This window comes from Microbacterium sp. IO18 (genome assembly GCF_049099505.1).
Taxonomy (GTDB): domain Bacteria; phylum Actinomycetota; class Actinomycetes; order Actinomycetales; family Microbacteriaceae; genus Microbacterium; species Microbacterium aurugineum.
This window is the reverse complement of sequence record NZ_JBMJAF010000001.1, coordinates 938,522-962,120: the sequence shown is the minus strand read 5'-3', so window position 1 is coordinate 962,120 and position 23,599 is coordinate 938,522. Positions and strand designations below refer to the sequence as shown.

Annotated in this window: 21 protein-coding genes; 14 read left to right on the top strand and 7 right to left on the bottom strand. The window is 65.8% G+C overall.

What is annotated here, in order from left to right:
* The first annotated feature begins 55 nt into the window (after positions 1-55).
* From ACLF6J_RS04710 to ACLF6J_RS04695, 4 genes are read left to right on the top strand one after another with little or no spacing between them, the layout of a single operon-like run.
* Positions 56-1,450, top strand: a complete 1,395-nt coding sequence (locus ACLF6J_RS04710) for a hypothetical protein (RefSeq protein ID WP_208526527.1) — start codon at positions 56-58, stop codon at positions 1,448-1,450.
* A 52-nt stretch (positions 1,451-1,502) separates the two neighbouring features.
* Positions 1,503-2,438, top strand: a complete 936-nt coding sequence (locus ACLF6J_RS04705; RefSeq protein WP_232762159.1) for an ABC transporter permease — start codon at positions 1,503-1,505, stop codon at positions 2,436-2,438.
* Positions 2,435-3,169, top strand: coding sequence for an ABC transporter ATP-binding protein (locus tag ACLF6J_RS04700; protein ID WP_134353438.1), 735 nt, complete (start codon positions 2,435-2,437; stop codon positions 3,167-3,169). Before ACLF6J_RS04705 ends, ACLF6J_RS04700 begins: the two co-directional genes overlap by 4 nt.
* Positions 3,166-5,058, top strand: coding sequence for a DUF6541 family protein (locus ACLF6J_RS04695; RefSeq protein ID WP_134353439.1), 1,893 nt, complete (start codon positions 3,166-3,168; stop codon positions 5,056-5,058). Before ACLF6J_RS04700 ends, ACLF6J_RS04695 begins: the two co-directional genes overlap by 4 nt.
* A 57-nt stretch (positions 5,059-5,115) precedes the next feature.
* Here the strand turns inward: ACLF6J_RS04695 and ACLF6J_RS04690 are convergent, their stop codons facing one another.
* Positions 5,116-5,481: a DUF2304 domain-containing protein gene (locus tag ACLF6J_RS04690; RefSeq protein WP_134353441.1), complete on the bottom strand. Its 366-nt coding sequence runs from the start codon at positions 5,479-5,481 to the stop codon at positions 5,116-5,118.
* A 3-nt stretch (positions 5,482-5,484) separates the two neighbouring features.
* Positions 5,485-6,183, bottom strand: coding sequence for a glycosyltransferase family 2 protein (locus ACLF6J_RS04685; RefSeq protein ID WP_134353443.1), 699 nt, complete (start codon positions 6,181-6,183; stop codon positions 5,485-5,487).
* A 58-nt stretch (positions 6,184-6,241) separates the two neighbouring features.
* Here ACLF6J_RS04685 and ACLF6J_RS04680 point away from each other — a divergent pair, with 58 nt between their 5' ends.
* Genes ACLF6J_RS04680 through ACLF6J_RS04665 form a run of 4 tightly spaced genes read left to right on the top strand, consistent with a single transcriptional unit; the run spans position 6,242 to position 10,158 of the window.
* Positions 6,242-7,414 carry a glycosyltransferase gene (locus ACLF6J_RS04680; protein ID WP_244093680.1) on the top strand — a complete coding sequence of 391 codons (1,173 nt, stop codon included), beginning with the start codon at positions 6,242-6,244 and terminating at the stop codon, positions 7,412-7,414.
* 55 nt (positions 7,415-7,469) lie between these two features.
* A complete protein-coding gene (locus ACLF6J_RS04675) occupies positions 7,470-8,081 on the top strand; it encodes an acyltransferase (RefSeq protein WP_244093625.1) in 612 nt (203 codons plus the stop codon).
* A complete protein-coding gene (locus ACLF6J_RS04670) occupies positions 8,078-9,175 on the top strand; it encodes a DegT/DnrJ/EryC1/StrS family aminotransferase (protein WP_134353445.1) in 1,098 nt (365 codons plus the stop codon). Before ACLF6J_RS04675 ends, ACLF6J_RS04670 begins: the two co-directional genes overlap by 4 nt.
* Complete coding sequence (locus ACLF6J_RS04665; protein ID WP_208526587.1) at positions 9,172-10,158, top strand: Gfo/Idh/MocA family protein; 987 nt, start codon at positions 9,172-9,174, stop codon at positions 10,156-10,158. The genes ACLF6J_RS04670 and ACLF6J_RS04665 overlap by 4 nt, the downstream gene beginning before the upstream one ends.
* 36 nt (positions 10,159-10,194) lie before the next feature.
* Here ACLF6J_RS04665 and ACLF6J_RS04660 read toward each other — a convergent pair whose 3' ends face one another.
* Positions 10,195-11,430, bottom strand: a complete 1,236-nt coding sequence (locus tag ACLF6J_RS04660) for a glycosyltransferase (protein WP_134353447.1) — start codon at positions 11,428-11,430, stop codon at positions 10,195-10,197.
* Between the two features lie 49 nt (positions 11,431-11,479).
* Complete coding sequence (locus ACLF6J_RS04655; RefSeq protein WP_134353448.1) at positions 11,480-13,255, bottom strand: ABC transporter ATP-binding protein; 1,776 nt, start codon at positions 13,253-13,255, stop codon at positions 11,480-11,482.
* Positions 13,256-13,548: 293 nt separating this feature from the next.
* On the opposite strand from ACLF6J_RS04655, the gene ACLF6J_RS04650 reads away from it, so the two are divergent.
* The 6 genes from ACLF6J_RS04650 (at position 13,549) to ACLF6J_RS04625 (ending at position 20,019) form a co-directional block, all read left to right on the top strand.
* Positions 13,549-14,721, top strand: coding sequence for a glycosyltransferase (locus ACLF6J_RS04650; RefSeq protein ID WP_166804717.1), 1,173 nt, complete (start codon positions 13,549-13,551; stop codon positions 14,719-14,721).
* A gap of 52 nt (positions 14,722-14,773) precedes the next feature.
* Positions 14,774-15,853 (top strand): non-hydrolyzing UDP-N-acetylglucosamine 2-epimerase, encoded by a 1,080-nt coding sequence (gene wecB, locus ACLF6J_RS04645; protein WP_134353450.1) that lies wholly within the window; start codon positions 14,774-14,776, stop codon positions 15,851-15,853.
* Between the two features lie 135 nt (positions 15,854-15,988).
* A complete protein-coding gene (locus ACLF6J_RS04640) occupies positions 15,989-17,284 on the top strand; it encodes a nucleotide sugar dehydrogenase (protein WP_134353451.1) in 1,296 nt (431 codons plus the stop codon).
* 62 nt (positions 17,285-17,346) lie between these two features.
* Positions 17,347-18,483, top strand: coding sequence for a UDP-galactopyranose mutase (gene glf / locus ACLF6J_RS04635; protein ID WP_131491965.1), 1,137 nt, complete (start codon positions 17,347-17,349; stop codon positions 18,481-18,483).
* Positions 18,484-18,493: 10 nt separating this feature from the next.
* Positions 18,494-19,285, top strand: coding sequence for an ABC transporter permease (locus tag ACLF6J_RS04630; RefSeq protein WP_134353452.1), 792 nt, complete (start codon positions 18,494-18,496; stop codon positions 19,283-19,285).
* Positions 19,285-20,019: an ABC transporter ATP-binding protein gene (locus tag ACLF6J_RS04625; RefSeq protein WP_134353453.1), complete on the top strand. Its 735-nt coding sequence runs from the start codon at positions 19,285-19,287 to the stop codon at positions 20,017-20,019. The genes ACLF6J_RS04630 and ACLF6J_RS04625 overlap by 1 nt, the downstream gene beginning before the upstream one ends.
* Before the next feature lie 7 nt (positions 20,020-20,026).
* On the opposite strand, the gene ACLF6J_RS04620 is transcribed toward ACLF6J_RS04625, so the two are convergent.
* The 3 genes from ACLF6J_RS04620 to ACLF6J_RS04610 are packed head-to-tail and all read right to left on the bottom strand — an operon-like array spanning position 20,027 to position 23,486.
* The gene (locus ACLF6J_RS04620) at positions 20,027-20,614 is read right to left on the bottom strand and encodes a hypothetical protein (protein WP_134353454.1); all 588 of its coding nucleotides are present in this window, start codon (positions 20,612-20,614) and stop codon (positions 20,027-20,029) included.
* A 2-nt stretch (positions 20,615-20,616) separates the two neighbouring features.
* Entirely contained in the window at positions 20,617-21,579 is a 963-nt protein-coding gene (locus tag ACLF6J_RS04615; RefSeq protein WP_134353455.1) for a glycosyltransferase, read from the bottom strand.
* A complete protein-coding gene (locus ACLF6J_RS04610; RefSeq protein WP_134353456.1) occupies positions 21,576-23,486 on the bottom strand; it encodes a glycosyltransferase in 1,911 nt (636 codons plus the stop codon). The genes ACLF6J_RS04615 and ACLF6J_RS04610 overlap by 4 nt, the downstream gene beginning before the upstream one ends.
* Positions 23,487-23,599: the final 113 nt, after the last annotated feature.

Genomic DNA, 23,599 nt, shown 5'->3' with positions numbered 1-23,599 from the left:
ACGAACTTCCGACGCGGTGCGGAAGTTGCTTGCTCTCGAAGACGACGCACCGGACGTGCTTCGTGAGATCCTTCCCGGAGCGTCAGTACCGTTCTGGGCGCAGGTGCGGATGCGAGTGGCCTGGCTGCTGTCCGCACAGACGACCGGCAGCCTGGATGTGGCGCCCGGGACCTGGTCCCGATGGGCGGAGGCGCGGCGCGTGGCGAGAGCGCAGCTGCCCAGCCGGTGGGACGCACCGCGTCGGGCCGCACAGCACGACGTTTGTTTCTACGTCGCCGGCGGCACGCTTGCGAGCGAGCGAGGTTCCGCGCGCAACTGGCTCGTCGACGACTTCGCGGCGGCAGCGGAGAGCGCGGTCGTCGTCCAGCAGAAGCCGTTGCCCTCTTCACTGGGGCCACCCTGGTTCCGACCGACAGTGAGCATGGATGCCGCGAACGCGCGGGTGACCATGCGCGTGCGGGGCAAGCACCCCACCGAGGCCGCTGTGCGTTCCATCGACTCCCTACTCTCCGATTTCGCTCGTCGGCTGGGTCAGGAACCACAGGCATTCGAGAAGATCCGGCAGCGTGCGATCCGTGATGAGAATTATCGCGTGCCCCAGCTGGACGAGCTGCGGCGCTTGATCGACAGGGTCCGTCCCCGCGTCGTCCTCTTCGACAACGGCTCATATACCTATCACAGCGAGTCGGTCGGATTGTTCAAAGATGGCGGGGCCTATGTCGCGGAGCCTCAGCACGGCTGGATCGGTCCGTCGCACGCCGCGTACAACTATGGCCGGCTGTTTCAAGAGCCCGAGCTCCGCAGGGCGTTGCCGGACGAACTGCTGACCTTCGGTGACTTCTGGTCTGATTCGATACGTCATCCCGGGCGGGTGACGGCGATAGGCAAGCCGCATCTCGAGCGTCAGGCAGCCGCAGCGCCCGCACGTCGCGCTCCGCAGCTGCTCGTGGTGTCTTCGCGCACGCACCCGGAACGAACCGACGCGTTGGTCGTCGAACTCCGAGAGCTTCTCGACGACAGCTGGGCAATCGTCTTCCGCCCGCATCCCGGCGAACGGGACGAGACGGCGCGTCGCTACCCGCGACTCGCCGCCGCGCCGGGAGTGATCGTCGACGAGGAGCCGGACGTGTACGAGTCGTTGAAGCGGACCACCGTGGTCCTCGGCGAGGCGAGCACCGTGCTCTTCGAGGCGCGGGCATTCGGTTGTGAGGTGATCCCGCGTGACAGCCCTTTCGCCGCTGGGGTGATCGGCGACGCTTTCGGCGAACGTGTGCAGGACGCTGCACAGATCGCAGAACGGATCCGTGTCTCGCGGAAGCCTCAGACCGCCGGTCGAGCGGCTGACGAGAGCATCTGGGCTCCCCACGCTGTCCAGACATTTCGAGGATGGCTGGACGAACGGCTCGACGCGGACGGTGTGCGGCGTGCAGGAAGCTCCGAAACCCCCTGACATAGAATGGTGCCGTCGCGGCAGTGGCCGCCGTGCGCCGATTGAGTGGACTGTGACTGAAACCCGAGATCTCTTCGCTGCCATCCCGCGCACCGAGTTCGATACCCCCGGCAAGAGCCATGGGCTGATCGATGTGGTGCGATGGCGCTATCTGTTGCGCCTGCTCGTCCACACCGGGGTGACGACCAGATATCGGAACTCCGTACTGGGCTGGGTGTGGTCTTACGTGCGCCCCGCCGCCCAGTTCTTGGTCTTCTGGGTCGTCCTCGGCATCTTCATGAACCTGGATCGCGTACCCAACTACGCGATCTATCTCTTCTCGGGCATCGTCGTCATCAACCTGTTCTCCGAGGGGTACAAGAACGCCACGGGCTCGATCGTCGGAAACGCGGCGCTCGTGCGAAAAGTGTTCCTGCCGCGACAGCTGTTCGCCGTCTCGGCGGTGCTGGTGTCGTTCGTGCACTTCTTGCCGCAGGTGGGGCTCCTGCTCGTCGTGTGCATGCTGATGGGGTGGCTCGGACATGTCACGGTGCTGGGCATCCTCGGCGCGCTGGCCGGAATGTTGATCGTGATGATCTTCGCACTCGGTCTCGGGCTCCTCTTCGGAGCGGTGAACGTGCGCTTCCGGGATGCGGAGAACATCGTCGAGTTGATGCTGCTCCTCGCAACGTGGGCATCGCCCGTGCTCTACGCATGGACCATGGTGTACGAGGCCGTCGTCGACAAGCTCGGCTGGCCTTCGTGGCTCGTCGAGGTGTACATGCTGAATCCGATCACGCAGGGTGTGGAACTTTTCCACTACGCCTTCTGGCGTCCCACCAGCCAGGAGCTGGTCGACGTCGCCGGGTATGCCGGCGACCCGCTCCCACCGATGCCGCCGGACCTCGCCATGAACACGCTGTGGACCGCTCTCATCGCCGTCGGCACGCTGCTGATCGGGCAGCTCGTTTTCCGACGCCTGGAAGGAAAGTTCGCACAGGACCTATGAGCGACACTGCATTGCGTCCGAGCATCATCATCGATGGTGTCCGCAAGACGTTCACCCTGAACCATGCGTTCTCGCTGAAGGACACCGTGGTGTCGTGGATCCGGCGTCGAAAGCTGACCTCGACATTCGAAGCGCTCAAGAGCGTCGACCTCGTGATCGAAGAGGGGGAGTCGGTCGCCATCCTCGGCATGAACGGCTCCGGCAAGTCCACTCTGCTGAAGCTGATCTCGGGGGTCATGGAGCCGGATGCGGGAGAGGTGCTGACGCGGGGACGCGTGGCGGGGCTCATCGAAGTGGGGGCGGGGTTCCATCCGGAACTCTCCGGTCGAGAGAACGTGTTCCTCAATGCGGCGATCCTCGGGATGAAGAAGCACCAGATCGAGGAGCGCTACGACGAGATCGTCGCATTCAGCGAGATCGAGGAGTTCATCGACCAAGAGGTCAAGCACTACTCGTCGGGCATGTTCCTCCGACTCGCGTTCGCGGTGGCGATCCACGTCGAACTGGACGTGCTCCTGATGGATGAGATTCTCTCGGTCGGGGACGTGCCGTTCCGAGAGAAATGTCGCGTGAAGTTCGAGGAGCTCCTCGCTGCGGGCAAGACGCTCGTCGTTGTCAGTCACGACATGGAGATGGTCCGTGATCTGTGCACGAGGGGCGTGGTCATCAACAAGGGCAGAGTCGTCTACGACGGCGAACTCGAGGGTGCGATCGCGCTGGTGGAAGGGTGAGCGCTGACTGGCTCGGGCAGATCCCGGCGTTCCTCATCGCATGCGTGCTCCTTGTCGGGCCTGGTCTTCCCGCAGCTCTGCTGCTGCGTTTGCGGGGGGTAGTGCTCCTCGCTGGTGCGATCGTCGTGTCGTTGGCCAGCATCGGCGCGGGGAGTCTGCTCGCGCCGTTGGTGGGGCTTCGCTGGTCTTTCGTCCCGGTCGTGATCGTCGCCGCAGTGATCACTGCGATCGCGGCCGGGCTGTGGTTCGTCCGGCGGTCTGCCGAGAGCATTCGCGGAGGCGATGGCCGGGGCGTATGGATCGGAATCGGCACCGCCGCGCTTGGCTGGATCGCGATCCTGGTCGTCGGCATCTCGAGTGTTGAGCACCCGACTCAGCTCTACGACGGCCTGTTCCACCTCAACGCCGTCGAGTTCATCCTGAGTAACGGCGATGCGTCGCCGTTTCACATGACGATGGTGCTCCCGGGTGCCACGAGCACGTTCTACCCGACGCTCTGGCACGCTTTGGTCGCGTTGATCGTCCCGTTCACTTCAGCGGTCGTCCCCGCGACCAACATCATGACGATCGCTGTGATCGCCGTCATCTGGCCGGTGGCGCTCGCGACGGTGACCAGCGTCCTGTTCCCTCGCCACCGTGCGGCGGCTGCCTGGGCCCCGCTCGTCGGATTCGGGTTCAGTGTTTTCCCGCTCGGCTTTCTGAACTGGGGCGTGCTCTATCCGAATCTGATCGGAACCCTGCAGATTCCGCTCATCCTCGCTTTCGTGATCCTGGCCTGCCGTCAGGGGCTGCCATGGGCGCAGCGCGTCGGACTGGCGCTGACGGCAATCGCGGCGATGGGCGCGACTGCCCTCGGCCACCCCTCGGCACTGCTCGGCGCGGTCGCGCTGCTGGTGCCGTTCGCTGCGTGGCGCGCCTGGCAGATGGCGAGAGCGGGAGGGATGCGCACCAGGGTGATCGTCGCGATCGTGGGTGCCGGCTGCGCCGTGGCGCTTCTCACCGTCTGGCGGTTCGCCAATGTGACCACCCACGAGTGGCTTCCGAACTCGACCCTCGCTGCCGCGCTCGGCGAGGTCGCCTTCCTGAGCCCGGTGGGGCGGGCAACCGGTCTCCTCGTGGGGCCGCTCGCGTTCATCGGCATCTGGACCGTCGTCAAGAGTCGACGATGGTGGATCCTCGCAAGTCACGCACTCGCGATCTTCCTTTTCCTCGCCGCGACCTGGCTGCCTGTGCTCTCGCTGCGGAGCGCGATCGTCGGCGTCTGGTATGACGACGCCACCCGTGTCGCAGCGCTCCTCGGTGTGATGGGCTTGCCGCTGGCCGCACTCGGGGCGACCGTCAGCTGGGACTGGATCCGCACACAGAAACAACAAGGCCGCACCGTCCGTGCCGTCGCGGTCCTCGTCGTCGGCATCCTGCTGGCTGCGACCCACCTGAGCGCCGTCGTCAGCGACGTGCGGTACATGCGGAACGTCAGCTTCCGCTTCGACGCGCAGTCGCAGGGCCTGTCTTCTGAAGAGGCCGAGCTGTTCTCCCTGGCGGCGACGAAACTCGGACCTGACAGCCTCGTGATCGGCGACCCCCTGACGGGCGCTGCACTGCTCTACGCCTACACCGGACGCGACGTCGTCTTCCCCCATGTCACGGGTAAGTACGGGGCTGACGCGGAATTCCTGGCGCGGTCTCTGAACACGGGGACCGCGGAGGTCTGCCAATCGATTGACGCTCTCGGCGTGACTCACGTTCTGGATTTCGGTGAGAGAGAACTCTTCGAGAACCACTTCACGACGTATCGCGGCCTGCACGAGCTTGCAGGTTCGCCGATTCTCACCCAGGTCGCCAGCGTAGGGGAGAGCGCAACGCTCTACGAGGTCACGGGGTGCCGGTGAGTTCCCCGTTTCACCGCGGGGAATGAGGCCGGGACACCGCCAGCACGCGGGGGAGCGTCAGGCGCGGTCGTTGTCGGACGGTAGTCGACGAGCTTCTTTCTCCGCCGCTTCGAGCAAGGCGATCTTGCGCGACAACAGGGTCAACTGGCGCTGGAGCTGGGTGTTGCGGCGGTATTGCGTGTACACGAACGCGAGGAACATCACGATGAGTCCGTACAGCACCAGGTCGGTACCGCGGCCCACGCCGACCAGCTGAGCGAGCCACGACAGCCATTGGGGAAAGAGCACCGAGAGCACGGCGACGACGACGAACAGCCCCATCAGGATGCGACGGATCGCCAAGTGGCTGTCGGCACCGGTTCGACGCATCATGAACACGGCGAGCACGATGATCGCCGAGATGAGAAGGATCTGAATCCACATGGGTCACCTCACCACGAGATCGACGAGGATGTTGACCGAGTTGAGCACGCTCTGTCCCTTGGCCTTCGAATAGTCGGTGTACAGAAGCTCCACGGGATACTCGCGCCAGGGCAGTCCGGTGCGTCCGAGCTCGAGCACGATCTCGGTAGCGTGCGCCATGCGATCCTGCTTCAGGTCGATGCCCTCGGCGGCGTCACGGCGGATCACCCGTAGTCCGTTGTGCGCATCGGTGAGCTTCAGACTGGTCGTCAGGTTCGTCACCCAGACGGCGGTCTTCAACACGATCTTCTTGACCCACCCGGGGTTCGTCCGGTCATCGAGAAACCGTGAACCGAAGACGATCGCGAGATCCTCGGCACGAGCCAGGTCCAGCATCCCGAGGGCATCCTCGATCCGGTGCTGTCCGTCGGCGTCGAACGTGACGATGTAATCGCATTCCGGATGCGTGAGAGCGAAGGAGATCCCGGTCTGCAGCGCGGCGCCCTGACCCAGGTTCACCGGGTGCTGGACGAGCATCGCGCCCGCCTCCGCGGCGACGCGGGCTGAGCCGTCCGTGGACCCGTCGTCGACGCAGACGACGTGGGTGAACTCCTCGCGTAGTTGAGTGATCACACCGCCGATGACGCTGGCTTCGTTGTACAACGGGATCACGATCCAGGCACGCCGCTGGGGCGTTCGAGGAGGGGGGACGCTCGCGGACATGATTCCATTGTGTCAGGTGTCTCCTCTGGACACCGCGAATCCCGACCCGTTGGACGTGATGACGAACCGAAATCGAGTGATCGTCGCGACGCGGCTGTACACCCCCGAGGTGACAGCGGCCAGTTTCCGTATGGAGGCCCTGGTGCGCGCCCTGGAGACGAACGCGGACGTGACCGTGCTCACCACCCGACCGCCGCTGGGCGTCGTCCCGGAAGGCGAGATGGGTTCGGCGAGGATCAAGCGCATGCCTGTGTTGCGCGATCGTTCTGGGGCCATCCGTGGCTACGTGCAGTACCTCTCGTTCGACGTCCCGTTGTTCTTCCGCCTGTTGGCGAACCGCTCCGACGTCATCGTTGCGGAGGCTCCGCCGACGACGGGACTGGTCGCTGCCGTCGCTGGCATGCTCACCCGGCGACCCGTCGTGTACTACCCGGGCGATGTGTGGTCGGACGCCGTGGCGTCCACGGATGCGCCGGGGCTGGTGGTGCGGCTGATGACCGCGGTCGAGCGGTTCGTGCTCCGGCGCTCCGCGCGATCCATCGCTGTGTCGGCGGAGGTCGCTGAGCGCCTGACCGCTGTGGGCGCAGAATCGGAGCGCGTCGTCGAAGTCGGCAACGGCATCGACACGAGCGTGTTCCACCCGGACGTTCCTCCGGCTCGAGCCGACCGCCCTTACTTCGTGTACACCGGCACGATGTCGGAGTGGCAGCAACCGGACGTGTTCGTTCGCGCGCTGGCCGAGCTCTCCGACCTCGACGTCGACATCCGGTTTTTCGGGCAGGGATCGGTGGAGACGGAACTGAGGGCACAGGCAGACGCCCTAGTGCCCGGACGAGTGCATTTCGGCGGCCTGGTGCCGCCGGATCTCTCCGCGTCCTGGATCAGGGGAGCAGTGGGTGCCCTCGTGAGCATCGTTCCCGGGATCGGTTACGATTTTGCACGTCCTACGAAGACCTATGCGGCGGCGGCAGTGGGGACCCCGGTGCTCTTCGCCGGTGCACCTACCGGCGCTGAGGTCGTGCGATCGGCGTCACTCGGCGAGACGAGCGATTTCACGGTGACGGCCGTCGCACAGGCGATGCGACGGCTCGTCGCGCAGGCACAGGACGGGACCACGGAGCGCGAACGTCGACGTCGAGCGCAGTGGGCCGTCTCCACGGTTTCCTGGCAGACGGTCGGCGGCAAGGCTGCGGACGTCGTTCGGGCGGTGCTTCAGGGAAAGCCTGGATGACGTCGGTAGAATCGCATGCGGTGCCGCCCTGTCCTGGCATCGTGCAAGGAGAGCAGTGACCGATTCATCCCGCGTGCGGATCGTGGATTCCGCCGATGTGTCCCCCGATGCGATCATCGGCGACGGCTCCTCGATCTGGCACCTCGCGCAGGTGCGCGAGCAGGCGCAGCTCGGTCAGAACTGTATCGTCGGACGCGGCTCGTACATCGGCAGCGGCGTCGTCATGGGCGACAACTGCAAGGTTCAGAACTACGCGTTGGTGTATGAGCCGGCGCGCCTGGGGGATGGCGTCTTCATCGGGCCGGCGGTGGTTCTCACCAATGACACCTACCCGCGTGCCATCAACCCCGACGGCTCGATCAAGAGCGCGCACGATTGGGCGCCGGTCGGAGTGACGATCGAGAAGGGCGCCGCAATCGGCGCCAGGGCGACGTGCGTCGCTCCGGTGACCATCGGCGCGTGGGCGACCGTCGCAGCGGGCGCGGTCGTCGTGAAGGACGTGCCCGCCTACGCACTCGTCGCCGGCGTCCCGGCCAAGCGCATCGGCTGGGTCGGTGAGTCGGGGGTGCCCTTGGCAGCCGACGGCGACACCGGTGGCTGGATCTGCCCGCGGAGCGGCGACCGCTACACAGAGAACGATGGAATCCTGACCAAGGAGGCAGTGTGAGCGAGTTCATCTCCCCGGCGAAGCCGATCATCGGCGACGAGGAGCGCGAGGCCGTCGATCGGGTGCTGCGCAGCGGCATGGTCGCGCAGGGCCCGGAGGTTGCAGCGTTCGAGGCCGAGTTCTCGGAGCATTTCGTGCCGGGTCGCCCGTCCGTCGCTGTCAACAGCGGCACCGCAGGCCTGCACCTGGGTCTGCTCGCCGCGGGCGTGGGACCGGGCGACGAGGTGATCGTTCCGTCATTCACGTTCGCGGCGACCGGGAACTCCGTCGCGCTGACCGGCGGGACGCCGGTGTTCGCCGACATCGAGCCCGAGACCTTCACACTGGATCCCGAGGCGGTCGCCGCAGCGATCACCCCGAAGACCAAGGGCATCCTTCCGGTGCACCTTTACGGCCACCCGGCCCGCATGCGCGAACTGGAAGCGCTGGCCGCCGAACGCGGCGTGGCGCTCTATGAAGATGCCGCGCAGGCGCATGGCGCGTCCTTGGACGGTCGCCCGGTCGGCAGCTTCGGACAATTCGCGATGTTCAGCCTCTACCCGACCAAGAACATGACCAGCGGCGAGGGCGGCATGGTCACAGCGGCGAACGAGGAAGTGGCCCGCATGCTCAAGCTTCTGCGCAACCAGGGCATGGAGCGTCAGTACGAGAACGAGATCATCGGCTTCAACGCCCGGATGACCGACATCCACGCCGCCATCGGCCGCGTGCAGCTCACGAAGGTCGACGCCTGGACGACCCAGCGCAGGGCCAACGCCGCCTTCCTGGATAGGAATCTGCGGGGCGTCGTGACGCCTCCGGTCGCCGACGGCGCCGTGCACGTCTATCATCAGTACACGGTCCGCGTCCCCGAAGACCGCGACGGATTCGTCGCCGCCCTGAAAGCGGAGTACAACGTGGGGTCGGGTGTCTACTATCCGATTCCGAACCACCGCCTGCCCTCGCTCGCGCCGTATGCCCCGGGGGTGCATCTTCCCGAGACCGAGCGAGCGGCCGGTGAGGTCGTATCACTGCCTGTACATCCATCGCTGTCGCAGAATGACCTCGACCGCATCGTGACCGCGGTGAACGCCCTCGCCGGAGCAGGCGCCTGATGGCGTTGAGGGCGGGCCTGCTCGGCGTCGGCATGATGGGGCGCCATCATGCGCGAGTGCTCCGCGAGGTGGACGGAATCGACCTGGTCGCGATCGCCGACCCGGGCGGCGACCCGCACGGCGTTGCGGGCGATCTGCGCATCTTGCCGGACATCGACGCGCTCATCAGCGAGGGAATCGACCTCGCCGTGGTCGCGGTGCCCACCCGTTTCCATGAGGAGGCGGCGCTCAAGCTGGCAGCCGCAGGCGTGCACACTCTCGTCGAGAAGCCGATCGCGCATAGCATCGAAGCGGGGCAGCGTATGGTCGACGCTTTCGCGGAAGCCGGTCTGATTGGCGCGGTCGGTCACATCGAGCGCTTCAATCCGGCCGTCCAGGAGCTGCGCCGCCGGATCGAGGCGGGTGAGCTCGGTGCGGTGTATCAGGTGGTCACGCGTCGGCAAGGACCCTTCCCCGCCCGCATCGCCGATGTGGGTGTCGCCAAGGATCTGGCCTCCCACGACGTGGATCTCACCGCCTGGGTCGTGCAGTCCGACTACGAGCGTGTCTTCGCTCAGACCGCCTTCAAGAGCGGCCGGGAGCACGAGGACATGATCACGATCACCGGGCGTACGGCGTCCGGCGTCATCGTGAACAACATCGTGAACTGGTTGTCTCCGATGAAAGAGCGGCTCACGGTCGTCACGGGCGAGAAGGGGGCGTTCGTCGCCGACACGTCGACAGGCGATCTCACGTTCTACGCAAACGGAACCATTCCGCTGGAGTGGGAATCGGTATCGACCTTCCGGGGCGTGTCCGAGGGCGACGTCACCCGGTATGCGTTCGCAAAGCGCGAGCCGCTTCGAGTCGAGCACGAGGCGTTCCGCGACGCGGTGCTCGGCGAGCGAAACGACGTCGTCACGATGGCGCAGGGGTTGCGCACGCTCGTCGTCGTGGAGGCAGCGCTGGACTCTGCACGCACCGGGGGCTCGATCTCGCTCTGAGCTCCCGGGATTTGGGGCGGCTCATCGAGCGGAGCCTCAGACGGCGTATTCCTCGAGAGCATCGAGGAATAGCCGGCTCTGGGCATCGCGAGTGAACTGCTCCGCATTCGCGAGCGCCGGGGCCTCCACGCGGCCTGTGCGCGTCTTCTGCTCGGCCATCGCGTGCAGGGCGTTCGCGATCTCCGAGGGATCGTTGCTCACGGTACCGAGGCCGTTCTCTCGGATCAGGTCGCCCGCCGCGCTCGCCTCGAGACCGGTCATGATGATCGGTCGTGCGGCGCCGATGTATTCGAAGACCTTGCCGCTCAGAACTCCCTTCTCGCCGGGGTCGTTCCAGAGCAGCAGCAGCAGGGCGTCGGAGTCGGCTTGGATCTCCAGCGACTCGGCGTGGCTCACCTTTCCGTGCTGGCGGGCCACTGCTTCGAGCCCGAGCGAGTCGATGGCTGCAGCCACCTCAGATGAGTGCGGACCATAGAAATCGACGGAGATTCGGGTACCGGGGTGCTGCCGGAGGAGCTCGGCCACACCGCCCAGGAATGGCAGGGGATCGCGGCGTTTCGGGATCACCCAGCCGCAGTACGCGATGCGCAGCTCGGACGAGGACGGACGGTAATCGAGGTGCACGAAGTCTTGCGGGTCATACCCGTTCGTCACGACGATGGTGCGGACGCCGTACGCCGCCTCGAGTTCCTCGGCGAGTGGCCCGCTGACTGTCGTGAGCATCGCTGCATCCGACACATGACGGCGTTCGACGGCGGCGTCCAGCCTGCGGCGCAGCGCGCCGTAAGGATAGTAGGCACCGTTCGAGAGCAGATCGCGGTAGTCGACCACGAGCTTCGCCCCGAACCTCTTCGCTAGCTTCGATCCGAGCATGAGGGCGCTGAACGGGCCGACGCTCGTCACGACGACATCAGGGCGCCAGTCCCAAGTGGTGGCATGGCGTCCGGCCGCCTTCGCCCAACGTCCGTAGATGTCGGGCCAGATGAACCTCATCGCGATCGCGTAGGCGATCGCGGCGGGACGGTGCCACCACCGGGGGCGTTGCGGCTTGAGGCCTTGCACGCCCGACACGGCCTTCATCATGGGGTCCGCGACTCGATGGACCGCGAGTCCAGGGTGCTCAGGGATCGCGAGGCCCTCATCGGCGCCGTCGCGGGTGAGAACGCGCACCTCGTGTCCTGCGGAGGCCCAATAGGAGGCGAGCTTCGAGATGCGCACTGCGGCGATCTTGTTCTCCGGCGGGAAGAACGGGCAGATGAGCAGGATTCGCATATTCCGGGTCTCTCCTGGGGAGGGGTAGCGGGGGTGTATGTGTTCGGCGCTAGGACACGAGTCCGGCCAGCGCAGCCTGGAATCGGAAGTCGGGCACTTGGTCGACGACCTCGTCGAAGGTACCGAATCCCTTGATCTGCCCCTGGTCGAGGTAGCAGACCTGGTCGTACTGACGGATCGTTGCGAGGCGGTGCGCGACGGTGATGAACGTGACCTGACCGCGTAGTTCGTTCATCGACTCGACCACGCGGTTCTCGGTGGCCGTGTCGAGCGAGCTCGTGGCCTCGTCCATCACCATCACGAGCGGATCCGTGTAGAGAGCGCGAGCGATTCCCAAGCGCTGCTGTTGTCCGCCGGACAGGGAGGATCCGCGTTCGCCAAGATGCTCCCCGAGCCCGCCCGGACGCTGTGCGAGTTCACTGATGTGTGCGCGGCGCAGCGCCTGGAGGACGCGATCCGAGTCGTAATCCGTCTCCCAGGTGAGCGCAACATTCTGTGCCACCGAGCCGTCGAACAGGGCCACCCGTTGCGGCACATATCCGACGTGGGTGCGCCACTGATGCAGCACGCTGTCGACCGGGTGCCCATCAATCTCGAGGGACCCTTCGGTCGGAACGCTGAGTCCGAGGATGATGTCGATCAGAGTGGACTTGCCGGCACCGGAAGGCCCTACGATTGCCAGGCTCGACCCGAACGGAACGCGCAGATCGACGTCCTTCAAGACCGGCTCGCGGTTGCCCGCGTAGCGGAAGGAGATGTTCCGCAGTCGCAGTTCGCGAGGGTGCTCAGGAAGTTCTTCCGTATCGCGCGGCTCGGTCTGTACGCTCGTGCTCGTCTCGGAGAGTTGCCGAATAACGTCCTTGGCATAAGCCTCGTTTGAGGATGCGGACGTCAGACTGGCCTGCACGGCGTTCATCGAGGGGATCATCCGGAATCCGGAGGCCGCGAACAGCGATACCGCGACGGCTGCGGCGGCAGCCCCGCCGGTGAGGAAGGCTGATGCGCCGATAAGGATGAAGCCTCCGATCAGTGCGGCCTCGAAGGCGTAGCGCGGGACGACCGTCATGAATGCCAGGTTCGCGCGCGCCCTGGTTGCAACCCCGCGGTTCTTCGAGATGACTCGTCCGGCTTCGTCGAGCTTGCCGCGCAGAGTGACTTCTTTCAGGGCCTCGACCATCTCCGTCATCACCGTCGCGACGCGGTAGGAGTAGTCGCGGTTGCGCTGACCCTCGGACTTCGACCGGCGGGACAGCGCGAGGGAGATGATCCCGAACACGAGCGACAGATAGAGGAAGGCGATCAGCGCGGTGAGCGGCTGAGCGATGACGAGGATCAGCAGCGCTGCGATGAAGGTGAAGAGGTTTCCCGGGATCTGGGAGAGCGCGAGCAGGAAGCCGCGGTTCGCGCTGCCGACCGAGGCGTCGACGATGCGTGTGAGCTCGGCCGTGCTGATACGCGACCGATCCTCCCAACTGGAGTGGGTGTATTCCGCGAACAGTCGATCGCCGAGATCGAGTTCGTACGCGGCGAAGCGACGCGTGGCACGCCAGTGGAGGAGCGCTGCGAGCACACCTTTGAGGATGAAGAGCACGGCGATGATGAGCACGACCCAGAACGTGGCTGATTCGGGGAGCGGTCCTATGAGCGGAACATCGATTGCATTGCCCGTGACCAGGGCGTTGACGGTGAGGACGATCAGGGCGAGTGCGGCGGTGTCCAGGATCGAGAGCATGCCGGTCGCGATCGAATACCAGAGGTAGAACGGGCGGGCACCGCGCGGAAGCACTCTGAGCAGGTCGAGCAGTGTTCGCCAGATGCTTCTCATCGGGGTGGTTCTCCTTGCGATCGCGCGGGCCCACGCGTGTGCGGGAAACCCCCATGGATCCTACCTGCTGGGAGCTGAGCCGATCTGAATGCGCGTGCAGGAGAGGGGAGCTCGAGCACGCGTGTGCGAGGATGGACCGCAGCCGATCCGACGGGAGCCCGATGAGTCACCCCGCAGCCTCGACACAGACTTCCGGGACCTGCCTGATCTTCGTCACGAACTGTTACCCCTTCGTTCCTGGGGAAGAGTTCATCGAATCGGAGATCGGGCACCTGGCCTCGACTTTCGATCGCGTGCTCCTCATACCCGTCGTGCGAACCGTCGATCAGACACGACGCCGTGAGGTGCCCGACAACGTCGAGGTGATCCTTCCCGAAGCGCTTTCGACGACGAAGGCCAGCGCCGGGAAGGTGGTGCGCTACACGCTGCGGCATCCGCTCCGAGCAGCGGCCTCGTTCGGCCGTGCGCTGCGGTCCTTCCCCCATCCGTGGCGGATGCTCTCCGATCTCCGTCTCGACCTTCTCGCCTGCATCGTCGCGGACCAGGTGCAGACGACGGTGCAGGAGCATCTCGCGCCCGGAACGCGCACCCTGCTGTACAGCTATTGGATGATGGTGCCCGCGCGTGTGGCGACGCGACTGAGCGCGCGGCTGGGTCGACACACCGTGCCGGTAGTCAGCCGGGCGCACGGCTACGATGTGTTCTCCGAGCGCAGCGCCATCGACTACCTGCCGCAGCGCGAACTGCTCTTCTCGCAGATCTCAGAGGTCTTCACGGCCTCTCGAAACGGTGCCGACTATCTCCGGGCGAAATACCCGTCCTTCGCGGACCGCATCGAGACCGGTCGCCTCGGTGTCGGGCCCGCGACGGCCGCGGGGAACGTCTCGCAGCAGTCCTTCAAGGTCTACACGTGCGCGTACCTCGTGCCGGTCAAGCGCATCCCGCTACTCATCGACGGACTGGCTACCGCGCAGCGCCGCGGTCTCAAGGTGAACTGGTCCCACATCGGTTCCGGACCCGCGGACTATGCCGCGGAGATCCAGCGACGAGCCGCGGATCAGCTGGACTCCGGATCGTTCGAATTCCTCGGGGATCTTTCCAACGACGAGGTCCGTGCGCGGTACGCCACTTCTCCGGGGGCCGTCTTCGTCAACGTCTCGGAGTCCGAAGGCGTCCCGGTATCGATCATGGAGGCGCTCGCGCAGGGGTTCCCGGTGATTGCGACGGATGTCGGCGGTAACAGCGAGCTGATCGACACCGAGAGCGGAATGTTCGACGGCCTGCTCGAGGGGACGCCGACCGCTGATGAGATCGCGGACCGGCTCGAGGCACTGTTCACCACCGAGACGGGGGAGTACCGGAGGTTCGTGGACGCGAGCATGGCGCAATGGCGGCGCAACTGGTCGAGTGACGTGAACTACGCCGCCTTCAGCGATCACCTGCTCCAGGCCGCAGAGCCGATCTGAGCACGCACGGTCTCGCTCGGCGCCAGTCCGCGAGATCCCTAGGATGGATGTCGTGAAGATCATGAGTGTCGTGGGCGCGCGCCCGCAGTTCGTCAAGCTCGCCCCAATCGCCCATGCCATGCAGGCCGCGGGACACGAGCATGTCATCGTGCACACCGGCCAGCACTACGACCCCATGCTGTCGGATGTGTTCTTCCGCGACCTCGGCATCCCCGAGCCCGATGCCCACCTGGGGGTCGGGTCAGGTTCGCACGGCGTCCAGACGGGCGCGATGCTCGCGCACATGGACGAGGTGCTCGCCCGTTTCGACCCCGACTGCGTGCTCGTCTATGGCGACACCAACTCCACCCTCGCTGCGGCGGTGAGCGCCGTGAAGCTGCATTACCCGGTTGCGCATCTCGAGGCGGGACTGCGGTCGTTCAACCGTGCCATGCCCGAGGAGCACAACCGGGTGCTGACCGATCATGCCGCTGATCTCTGCCTCGCCCCGACAGAGGTCGCCATGGGGCACCTCGCTGATGAAGGGCTCGTCGGCAGGTCTGTGCTGGTCGGCGACGTGATGACGGACGTGCTCTACGAAGTACGGGATGCAGTCACCCGTGACGGGGCGACGGCGGCGGAGGAGATCGGACCGCGTGGCGAGTACTACGTGGCGACCATCCACCGCGCCGAGAACACCGACAGCCCCGAACGGCTGCGGGAGGTGGTCGAGGCACTGGCCGCCGCGGACCGGCCCGTCGTCCTGCTGGCGCATCCGCGTGTGAGGGCCAAGGCGGCCGAACACGGCATTCCTCTCGATGTCGGCGCGCTGCGGACGCGTGATCCGCTCGCGTACCCCCAGTTGATCGCCGCCGTCCTCGACAGCGCCGGTGTGGTGACCGATTCGGGAGGTCTTCAGAAGGAGGCGTTCCTCCTCCGGGTGCCGTGCACAACGGTCCGACGCGAGACCGAATGGGTGGAGACGGTTCAGCTCGGATGGAACGTGCTGGCGAACAGTGCCGCGGAGATCACCGCCGCACTGACTCGGCCTTCCCCTGCGGCGACGGATGCAGCACCGTACGGCGACGGACATGCGGCCACACGTGCGGTCGATGCGATCGTGACCGCGTTCGGACACGGCTCGAAGCGCTGAGAGCCGCAGGGGCCAGCTCGCGAGCGCCTTCGGTAGCGACAGCGGGACCTGCATCTACCGGTCGTGCCCGTCGCAGCGGCGCTCTTCGCGCCCTCGAGCATCCGTCGGGGAGCGCCACCCCCGTAGAATGAAACCATGCGTATCGCCGTCGTGGCCCTCGGAAAGATCGGGCTCCCTCTCGCCGTCCAGTTCGCCTCCTCCGGCCACGACGTGATCGGCGTCGACGTGAACCAGAAGGCCGTCGACACGATCAACGCCGCGCAGGAGCCTTTCCCGGGTGAAGCTGAACTCCAGGAACGGCTCGCCGAGCTGGTCCCGTCCGGGCGGCTGCGGGCCACCACCGACTACGGGGACGCGATCCCCGGTGCGGACGCCGTGGTCCTCGTCGCGCCGGTCTTCGTCGACGACGAAACCTGGGAGCCGGACTTCCGGTACATGGACTCGGCGACGGCCTCTCTCGCCGAGCACCTGACTCCCGGCACCCTCATCTCCTATGAGACGACCTTGCCTGTCGGTACGACGCGAGGGCGTTTCACGCCGATGCTCGAAGCTGGTTCCGGACTCACCGAGGGGAAGGATTTCCACGTCGCGTACTCGCCCGAGCGTGTGCTCACCGGTCGGGTGTTCGCCGACCTTCGTAAGTATCCCAAGCTCATCGGCGCACTCTCCGACGAGGGCAACCGCCGCGCACGCGAGTTCTACGAGGCGGTGCTCCAGTTCGACGAGCGCCCCGATCTTCCGCGTCCGAACGGCGTCTGGGACCTCGGCACGACCGAGGCCTCCGAGATGGCGAAGCTCGCCGAGACGACCTACCGCGACGTGAACATCGGCCTCGCCAATCAGTTCGGCCTCTTCGCCGCCTCGCACGGCATCGATGTGTACAAAGTCATCGAAGCCTGCAACTCGCAGCCGTACAGTCACATCCACCGTCCCGGTATCGCCGTCGGCGGGCACTGCATCCCCGTCTACCCGCGTCTCTACTTGTCGACCGACCCCGATGCCGACATCGTCCGTGTGGCGCGTCAATTGAACGCTTCGATGCCGGAGCGTCTCGTCGCGCAGGCAGAAGGTATCCTTGGCGACCTGAGCGGGCAGCGCGCGGTCGTGCTCGGCGCGGCCTATCGCGGCGGCGTGAAGGAGACCGCGTTCTCCGGTGTGTTCCCGACGGTAAAGGCCCTCGAGGATCGCGGCGCCGAGGTCGTCGTGCATGACCCGCTGTACACCGACGAGGAGTTGCGAGGCCTCGGCTTCGAGCCATACGCGATCGGCGGAGAAGTCGACCTCGCGATCCTGCAGACGGACCACGCCGACTACCGTGAACTCGGGCCTGAGCAGCTTCCCGGCGTGAAGCTTCTCGTCGACGGACGCGCGGCGACGGATGCCGCGCGCTGGGCCGGTAGGCCGCGCATCGTCGTCGGCACCGCGGCATAGGGCGCGGCTCGGCAGGCTCTTCTGGCTCAAGTTCCCAGCCAGACGCCGATACGATGGACGACATGGATCTTCTTGTCGTCGGGTCGGGTTTCTTCGGCCTCACCATCGCCGAGCGTGCCGCCGAAGCCGGCCGCAAGGTGACAGTCATCGATCGCCGCCACCACATCGGAGGAAACGCCTACAGCGAGGCGGAGCCCGAGACCGGCATCGAGGTCCACCGCTACGGAGCGCATCTGTTCCACACCTCGAACGCGACGGTGTGGGAGTACGTCAACCGCTTCACGAGCTTCACGAACTACGTGCACCGCGTCTACACGACGCACAAGGGCACGGTCTTCCCCATGCCTGTCAACCTCGGCACCATCAATCAGTTCTTCCAGTCGGCGTACACACCCGACCAGGCACGCGCGCTCGTGAAGGAGCAGGCGGGGGAGTTCGACGTCAAGACGGCTTCGAACTTCGAGGAGAAGGGCATCGCCCTCGTGGGACGCCCGTTGTTCGAGGCGTTCTTCCGCGACTACACCGCGAAGCAGTGGCAGACCGACCCGCAGAAGCTCTCGGGCGACATCATCAGCCGCCTCCCGGTGCGCTACACGTACGACAACCGCTACTTCAACGACACGTGGGAGGGGCTTCCGACAGACGGCTACACCGCGTGGCTGGAACGCATGGCGGATCACCCCAACATCGAGGTGAAGCTGAACGTCGACTACTTCGACGACGCCCAGCCGCTCAGCAAGAAGGCGACCGTCGGACAGGTTCCCGTCGTCTACACCGGCCCGGTCGACCGCTACTTCGACTACGCCGAGGGGGCGCTCAGCTGGCGCACGCTCGATTTCGAGCAGGAGGTGCTGAACGTCGGCGACTTCCAGGGCACCAGCGTCATGAACTACCCCGACATGGACGTGCCGTACACGCGCATCCACGAGTTCAAGCACTTCCACCCGGAGCGCAAGGACGTGTACGACTCGGACAAGACGGTCATCATGCGGGAGTTCTCGCGGTTCGCCGAGCGCGAGGACGAGCCGTATTACCCGGTCAACACCCCGAGCGACCGTGAGGGGCTTCTGGCCTATCGCGAGCTTGCGAAGGGGGAGGACGGCGTGCACTTCGGCGGGCGCCTCGGCACGTACCAGTACCTCGACATGCACATGGCCATCGGCTCGGCGCTGTCGCTGTGGAACAACACTCTCTCCTAGACTCGACATCGTGAGTCACGCTGCTGTCGGGGCGCCCGGGACGCCCCGGCGTTATCTGCATTCGCTGTGGTTGCTCTCGGCTCGCGACCTGAAAGTCCGCTACGCTACGAGCTCCCTCGGGTACCTCTGGTCGATCCTCGACCCCCTGGTGATGAGCGCGATCTACTGGTTCGTGTTCACGGAGATCTTCCGACGCAGCGTGGGGGAAGATCCGTACATCGTCTTCCTCATCGTGGCGCTGCTGCCGTGGGTATGGTTCAACACCTCGGTGTCCGACTTCACCCGCGCGTTCAAGAAGGATGCCCGGCTCGTCCGTTCGACGGCGATCCCGCGCTCGATCTGGGTCAACCGCATCGTGCTGAGCAAGGGCATCGAGTTCCTCTTCTCGATGCCGGTCCTGGTGCTCTTCGCCGTGTTCAGCGGTGCGCATGTGAACTGGCTGCTGTTGTGGTTCCCGGTGGCGGTCCTCCTGCAGACGATGCTTCTGGTCGGGCTCGGGCTCCTGGTCGCGCCGCTCTGCGCGCTCTACACCGACCTGGAACGGACGACGGCGCTCATCCTGCGGGCACTCTTCTACGCCTCGCCGGTGATCTACAGTTTCCGGGACCTCCCGGCGCCGTTCGACGTGATCGGCGCCTTCAACCCGCTCGCCGGGATCTTCACCCTCTACCGCGTGGGCTTCTTCGCCGACCTCTGGGATCCGATGCCGATCCTGATCAGCGCGGTGATGTGCGTGGGTATCCTCGCGCTCGGGATGTGGACGTTCGGACGCCTGGAGCGACCCGTGCTGAAGGAGCTGTGATGGCTGCGGCGATCGAAGTCACGAACCTCGGTGTGCACTTCCGACGGAACCGGCGCGGGCGCCGGAGTTTCAAGGATCTCTTCGCCGGCGCCTCCCGCAGGTCTCGCCCGGGGGAGTTCTGGGCGCTGCGCAACGTCTCCTTCACCGTGCAACCCGGAGAGTCGATCGGCGTCGTCGGACGCAACGGTCAGGGCAAGTCCACGCTGCTCCGCCTGGTCGCGAAGGTGCTGCTCCCCGATGAGGGGACGGTCAGCGTGAACGGCGGCGTCGCTCCGTTGATCGAGATCACCGGGGGATTCGTGGGCGACCTCACCGTGCGCGAGAACGTCCGTCTCACGGCGGGCCTGCACGGGATGTCCCGCGACGAGGTGTCGCGTCGCTACGACGACATCATCGCGTTCGCCGAGCTGGCGGGGTTCGAGGAGACGCCCTACAAGCACCTCTCGAACGGCATGAAGGTCCGTCTGGCCTTCTCCGTGGTATCCCAGCTCGACGAGCCCATCCTGCTCGTGGACGAGGTGCTCGCCGTCGGCGACAAGGCTTTCCGGGACAAGTGCTACAAGCGCATCGACGAGCTGCTCGCCGACGGGCGCACGCTCTTCTTCGTCAGTCACAACGAACGAGATCTTCGTCGGTTCTGCACGCGGGGCCTCTACCTCGACAAGGGCGAGCTCGCTCTCGATGCGCCGATCAACGAGGTTCTGGACCGCTACAACGCCGACTACGCGGCGTGACGGCCGCTCAGAGCCCGGCCACGCTCCGCAACTGCTGAACCGATGAGCGGGCAGCCTCGACGGCTGCGGCGACCCCTGACCCGTCGGTGATCGCGCTACGCAACTGCGTGAGACGGGTGGCGTAGGCTGACACGCCGTCTTGCCACTGCTGCTCGATCGAGGACGGAGGGAGCGCGTCCGACATGCGCTGCGCGTCCTGCTGCAACGTGTCGAGGACCGGCAGCGCGTCCTGGCCGCTCGCGCCGGCGATGATGTCGAGCCCTCGGGGCGCGTCCCCCAACCATCCGCTGACCCGCTCGCGGAAGACCTCCACAGAGGGATCGACCACCGGCGGCGCCGTGACCTGGGGCGTCTGCCCCGGCTCGGGCGCGGGCGAGGAACTCGGCGTCTGGCTCGGGTTCGCGGAGGCAGAGGGCGACGGCGAAGGGGAATCCGTCGGTGACGGCGCAGCTCCACGGGGGAGCAGGAAGAACAGCAGCGCACCGACGATGGCGAGTCCAGCGACGACGAGCCCGACGATCAACCAGACCCTGCCGGCCGTCTTCGGCGGCGGGGGCAACGGAGCCCAGCGGAGCTCCGGCTGCGGTTCGTCCATCGTCACGCCTCCAAGGGGGGCATCGGCTGCCAGCTGCGGTCGCGGCCGACCTTGCCGCCGTCACGGATGCCGCGGAAGAGATTGCTCGTGCCGCGTACGGTCCGCTCGACGAAGACGAGGCGGATGAGTTCCTTGAAGAACGTCGCCGTGGTGCCCAGGCCGAAGAGGAGCGGGTTGTAGACGCCGTGGACCCGGTAGTACTGCTTGATGAAGCCGCGGTTGCGCATGATGTAGTAGCGGTAGGCGTTGCTCGAGGCGTTCATATGGCGGATGCCCATGTCCCACTGCTTGATCTCCCGCGTGCGGCGCAGCACGAACTCATCGACGATCACGGCCGTGGTCAGACGCGATGCCAACCAGCCGTACATCTGGTCGTCCCAGTAGATGAAGAAGCGCGGGTCGGGAAGACCGATCCGCTGCACCAGGGAGCGGTGGATGAACATGCCCTCGAAGCAACCGCTGTTCATCTCCTTGTATCCGCTCTCATCGAAGGCGGAAGGAGCGAACGGAATCGGGATGCCCATGCGCTCGGCGATGCGGTACTGCCAGTAGAACTCGCTGCCGTCGTAGTCGAATCGACGGCCTTGGATGCTCTTGAACCGGCTGCTCCACGCTCCCATCCTCGCGAGCCCCTCGGGAAGGACCTCGACGTCGTCGTCCATCATCCAGATCCACTCGGAGCCGAGGTCGTATGCGGTGCGCATGCCCTCGCTGAAGCCCCCCGATCCGCCGGTGTTCGTCTCCAGACGTCGGTACACGATCTCGGTGCCGATGTCATCGCGGAACGACTCGACGACGTCGGTGGTGTCGTCAGCCGAGGCGTTGTCGATGATCACGACGTGGCCCGGTTTGGGGTCCATCGCGGTGATGCTCGTGAGCAGGCCCGAGAGAAGGTGGGAACGGTTGAAGGTGACGATGACGATCGTGGCGGCCTTCGGGTCGAATGCAGCGGGCGCCGCGGTCATGCCTTCTCCTCGAAGATCTTCTGCCACGACGTGGGGGAGACGAGATCGGGCAACGCCTGACGGTACTGCTGCTGCAACTCGGGCCACCGGCGACGGAGTTCTGCGTGCAGTCGCATCGTGTCGCGAAGCATGCGGCGATACTTTGCGCGGTCGCGGGTGTAGATGTTCTTGCCGGATCCGTCGGCGGCACTCACCAGGGCACTGTCGAACGCCGGGACGCGCCACCAGTGCGCATCCTCCTTGCCGAACTCGACCTCGGGCTGCGCGATGTTCGCCGGGTCCGGCCGGTGCGTCCAGTGGGAAACGAGGGTCGACAGCGTGAACCAGCGCAGCCGTGGGCCCTTCGGGCTGTCGAAGTCGTTCTTCGACAGCTGCTTGTACACCTGGCGACCGCGCCGAGAGTGGAGGACCGTCGTCGGATCCCGATGAACGACCGTCTCCGGGTAGTCTGCGGCGAGGGCGCGAGCCGCGGGCATCGCTGTCGCCAGGTTCCGCCGCATGTGGTCGGGGCCGGAGAGCACATCACGGAGAGCCTGCGCACGGAGTGCGACGGGGTAGTACTGCATCATCATGAGATGCTTCAGGTCGACGCGTCGGCTGTGCCGGATCAATCGTCCGCCGCGCGGGGTGTTGGAGTGCAGAAGTCCGGCGACGAGGCGGTTGCGTGCATGGAAGTAGGCTTGCCAGTCGATCGAGTCGTCCTTGTTCACCCATGAGACGTGCCAGAGCGCGACCCCGGGCATCGACACGGTGGGGAAGCCGGCTTCACCCGCACGGAGGCAGAACTCGGCGTCGTCCCACTTGATGAAGGCGGGGAGCGACAGCCCGACTTTCCTGATCGCTTCGAGCGGGATCAAGCACATCCACCAGCCGTTGTAGTCGGCATCCATGCGCATGTGCAGAAGAGTCGATTGGCGCAGGTTCGAGACGCCGAAGTCATGCGGCATCTTCTCCTGATAGAGGTTTCGCCACATGAACGGGCCCTCGTCGACGACCTCCGCCCATCCGTGCAGCTTCGGGCGGTCGAGGAGATCGAACATATGACCGCCGACGAGGACAGGGGTGGTCGCATACCGACCGAAGACGATGGAGCGGCGCAGCGACTCCGGTTCGAGACGGATGTCGTCGTCGAGCAGCTGCACGAAATCGCTCTCCGGACGCTGCAGCGTCTCGTGCATCGCCCGGGCGAATCCTCCGGAGCCGCCCAGGTTGTCCTGGCGGATCACCTGGAGTGTTTCCCCGAGGGTCTCCGCGACGTCGTCATAACCGTCCTGTTCGGCGACGAGCTGGGTGCCCTGGTCGATCAGGAAGATGCGGTCGATGTATTCCAGCGCGTCGGGCGACGCGGCCAGTGCGCGGAGGGTCTCGACGCAATAGTCCGGCTTGTTGTAGGTGGTGATCCCGAGAGATGCCTTGCCTCCGCGAGCGGGCTCCTGTTCGGTGGTCCACTCCGCACCTTCGAGTACGGCGGGCTTCTCATCTGCGACGATGTCGAACCAGATCCACCCGCCGTCGCTGTACTGCGTGAGCTCGAGGTCGAAAGAGGTCGACGCTTCGCCGGTCACTTCTCGGGTGGCGACGCGCTGACGCACGCCCGAGCCGTTGGAACGGTACACCAGGATCGTCGCCGGGCCGGTGGTGCGCACCGTGAGCCGCACTTCGCGGACGCTGGTCCAGTGCTGCCAGTAAGACGCGGGGAAGGCGTTGAAATACGTCCCCATCGACACTCGACGTCCGGCCACGATGCGGGCACGGTTCCGCCCGAGGATGTTCCCGAGGTGAGCGCGGTTCGAGACGCGGACGGGTTCGTCTTCGATTACGGACCATGTCTCCGGATCGGCATACAGCGGAAGGAGGTCGGGGTCGCGATCAAGTGGGAAGACGACGTTCTGAAGGACGTGGGCCACTGGGAGGTTCTCCGATGTTGATGCCGCAGGCCGCTGTCAGCGGACAGCGCGGGACTCGACGAGCAGTGAGTAGCCTACCGTCGATGACCTCTGCATCTGCGGAGAGTCTCCCG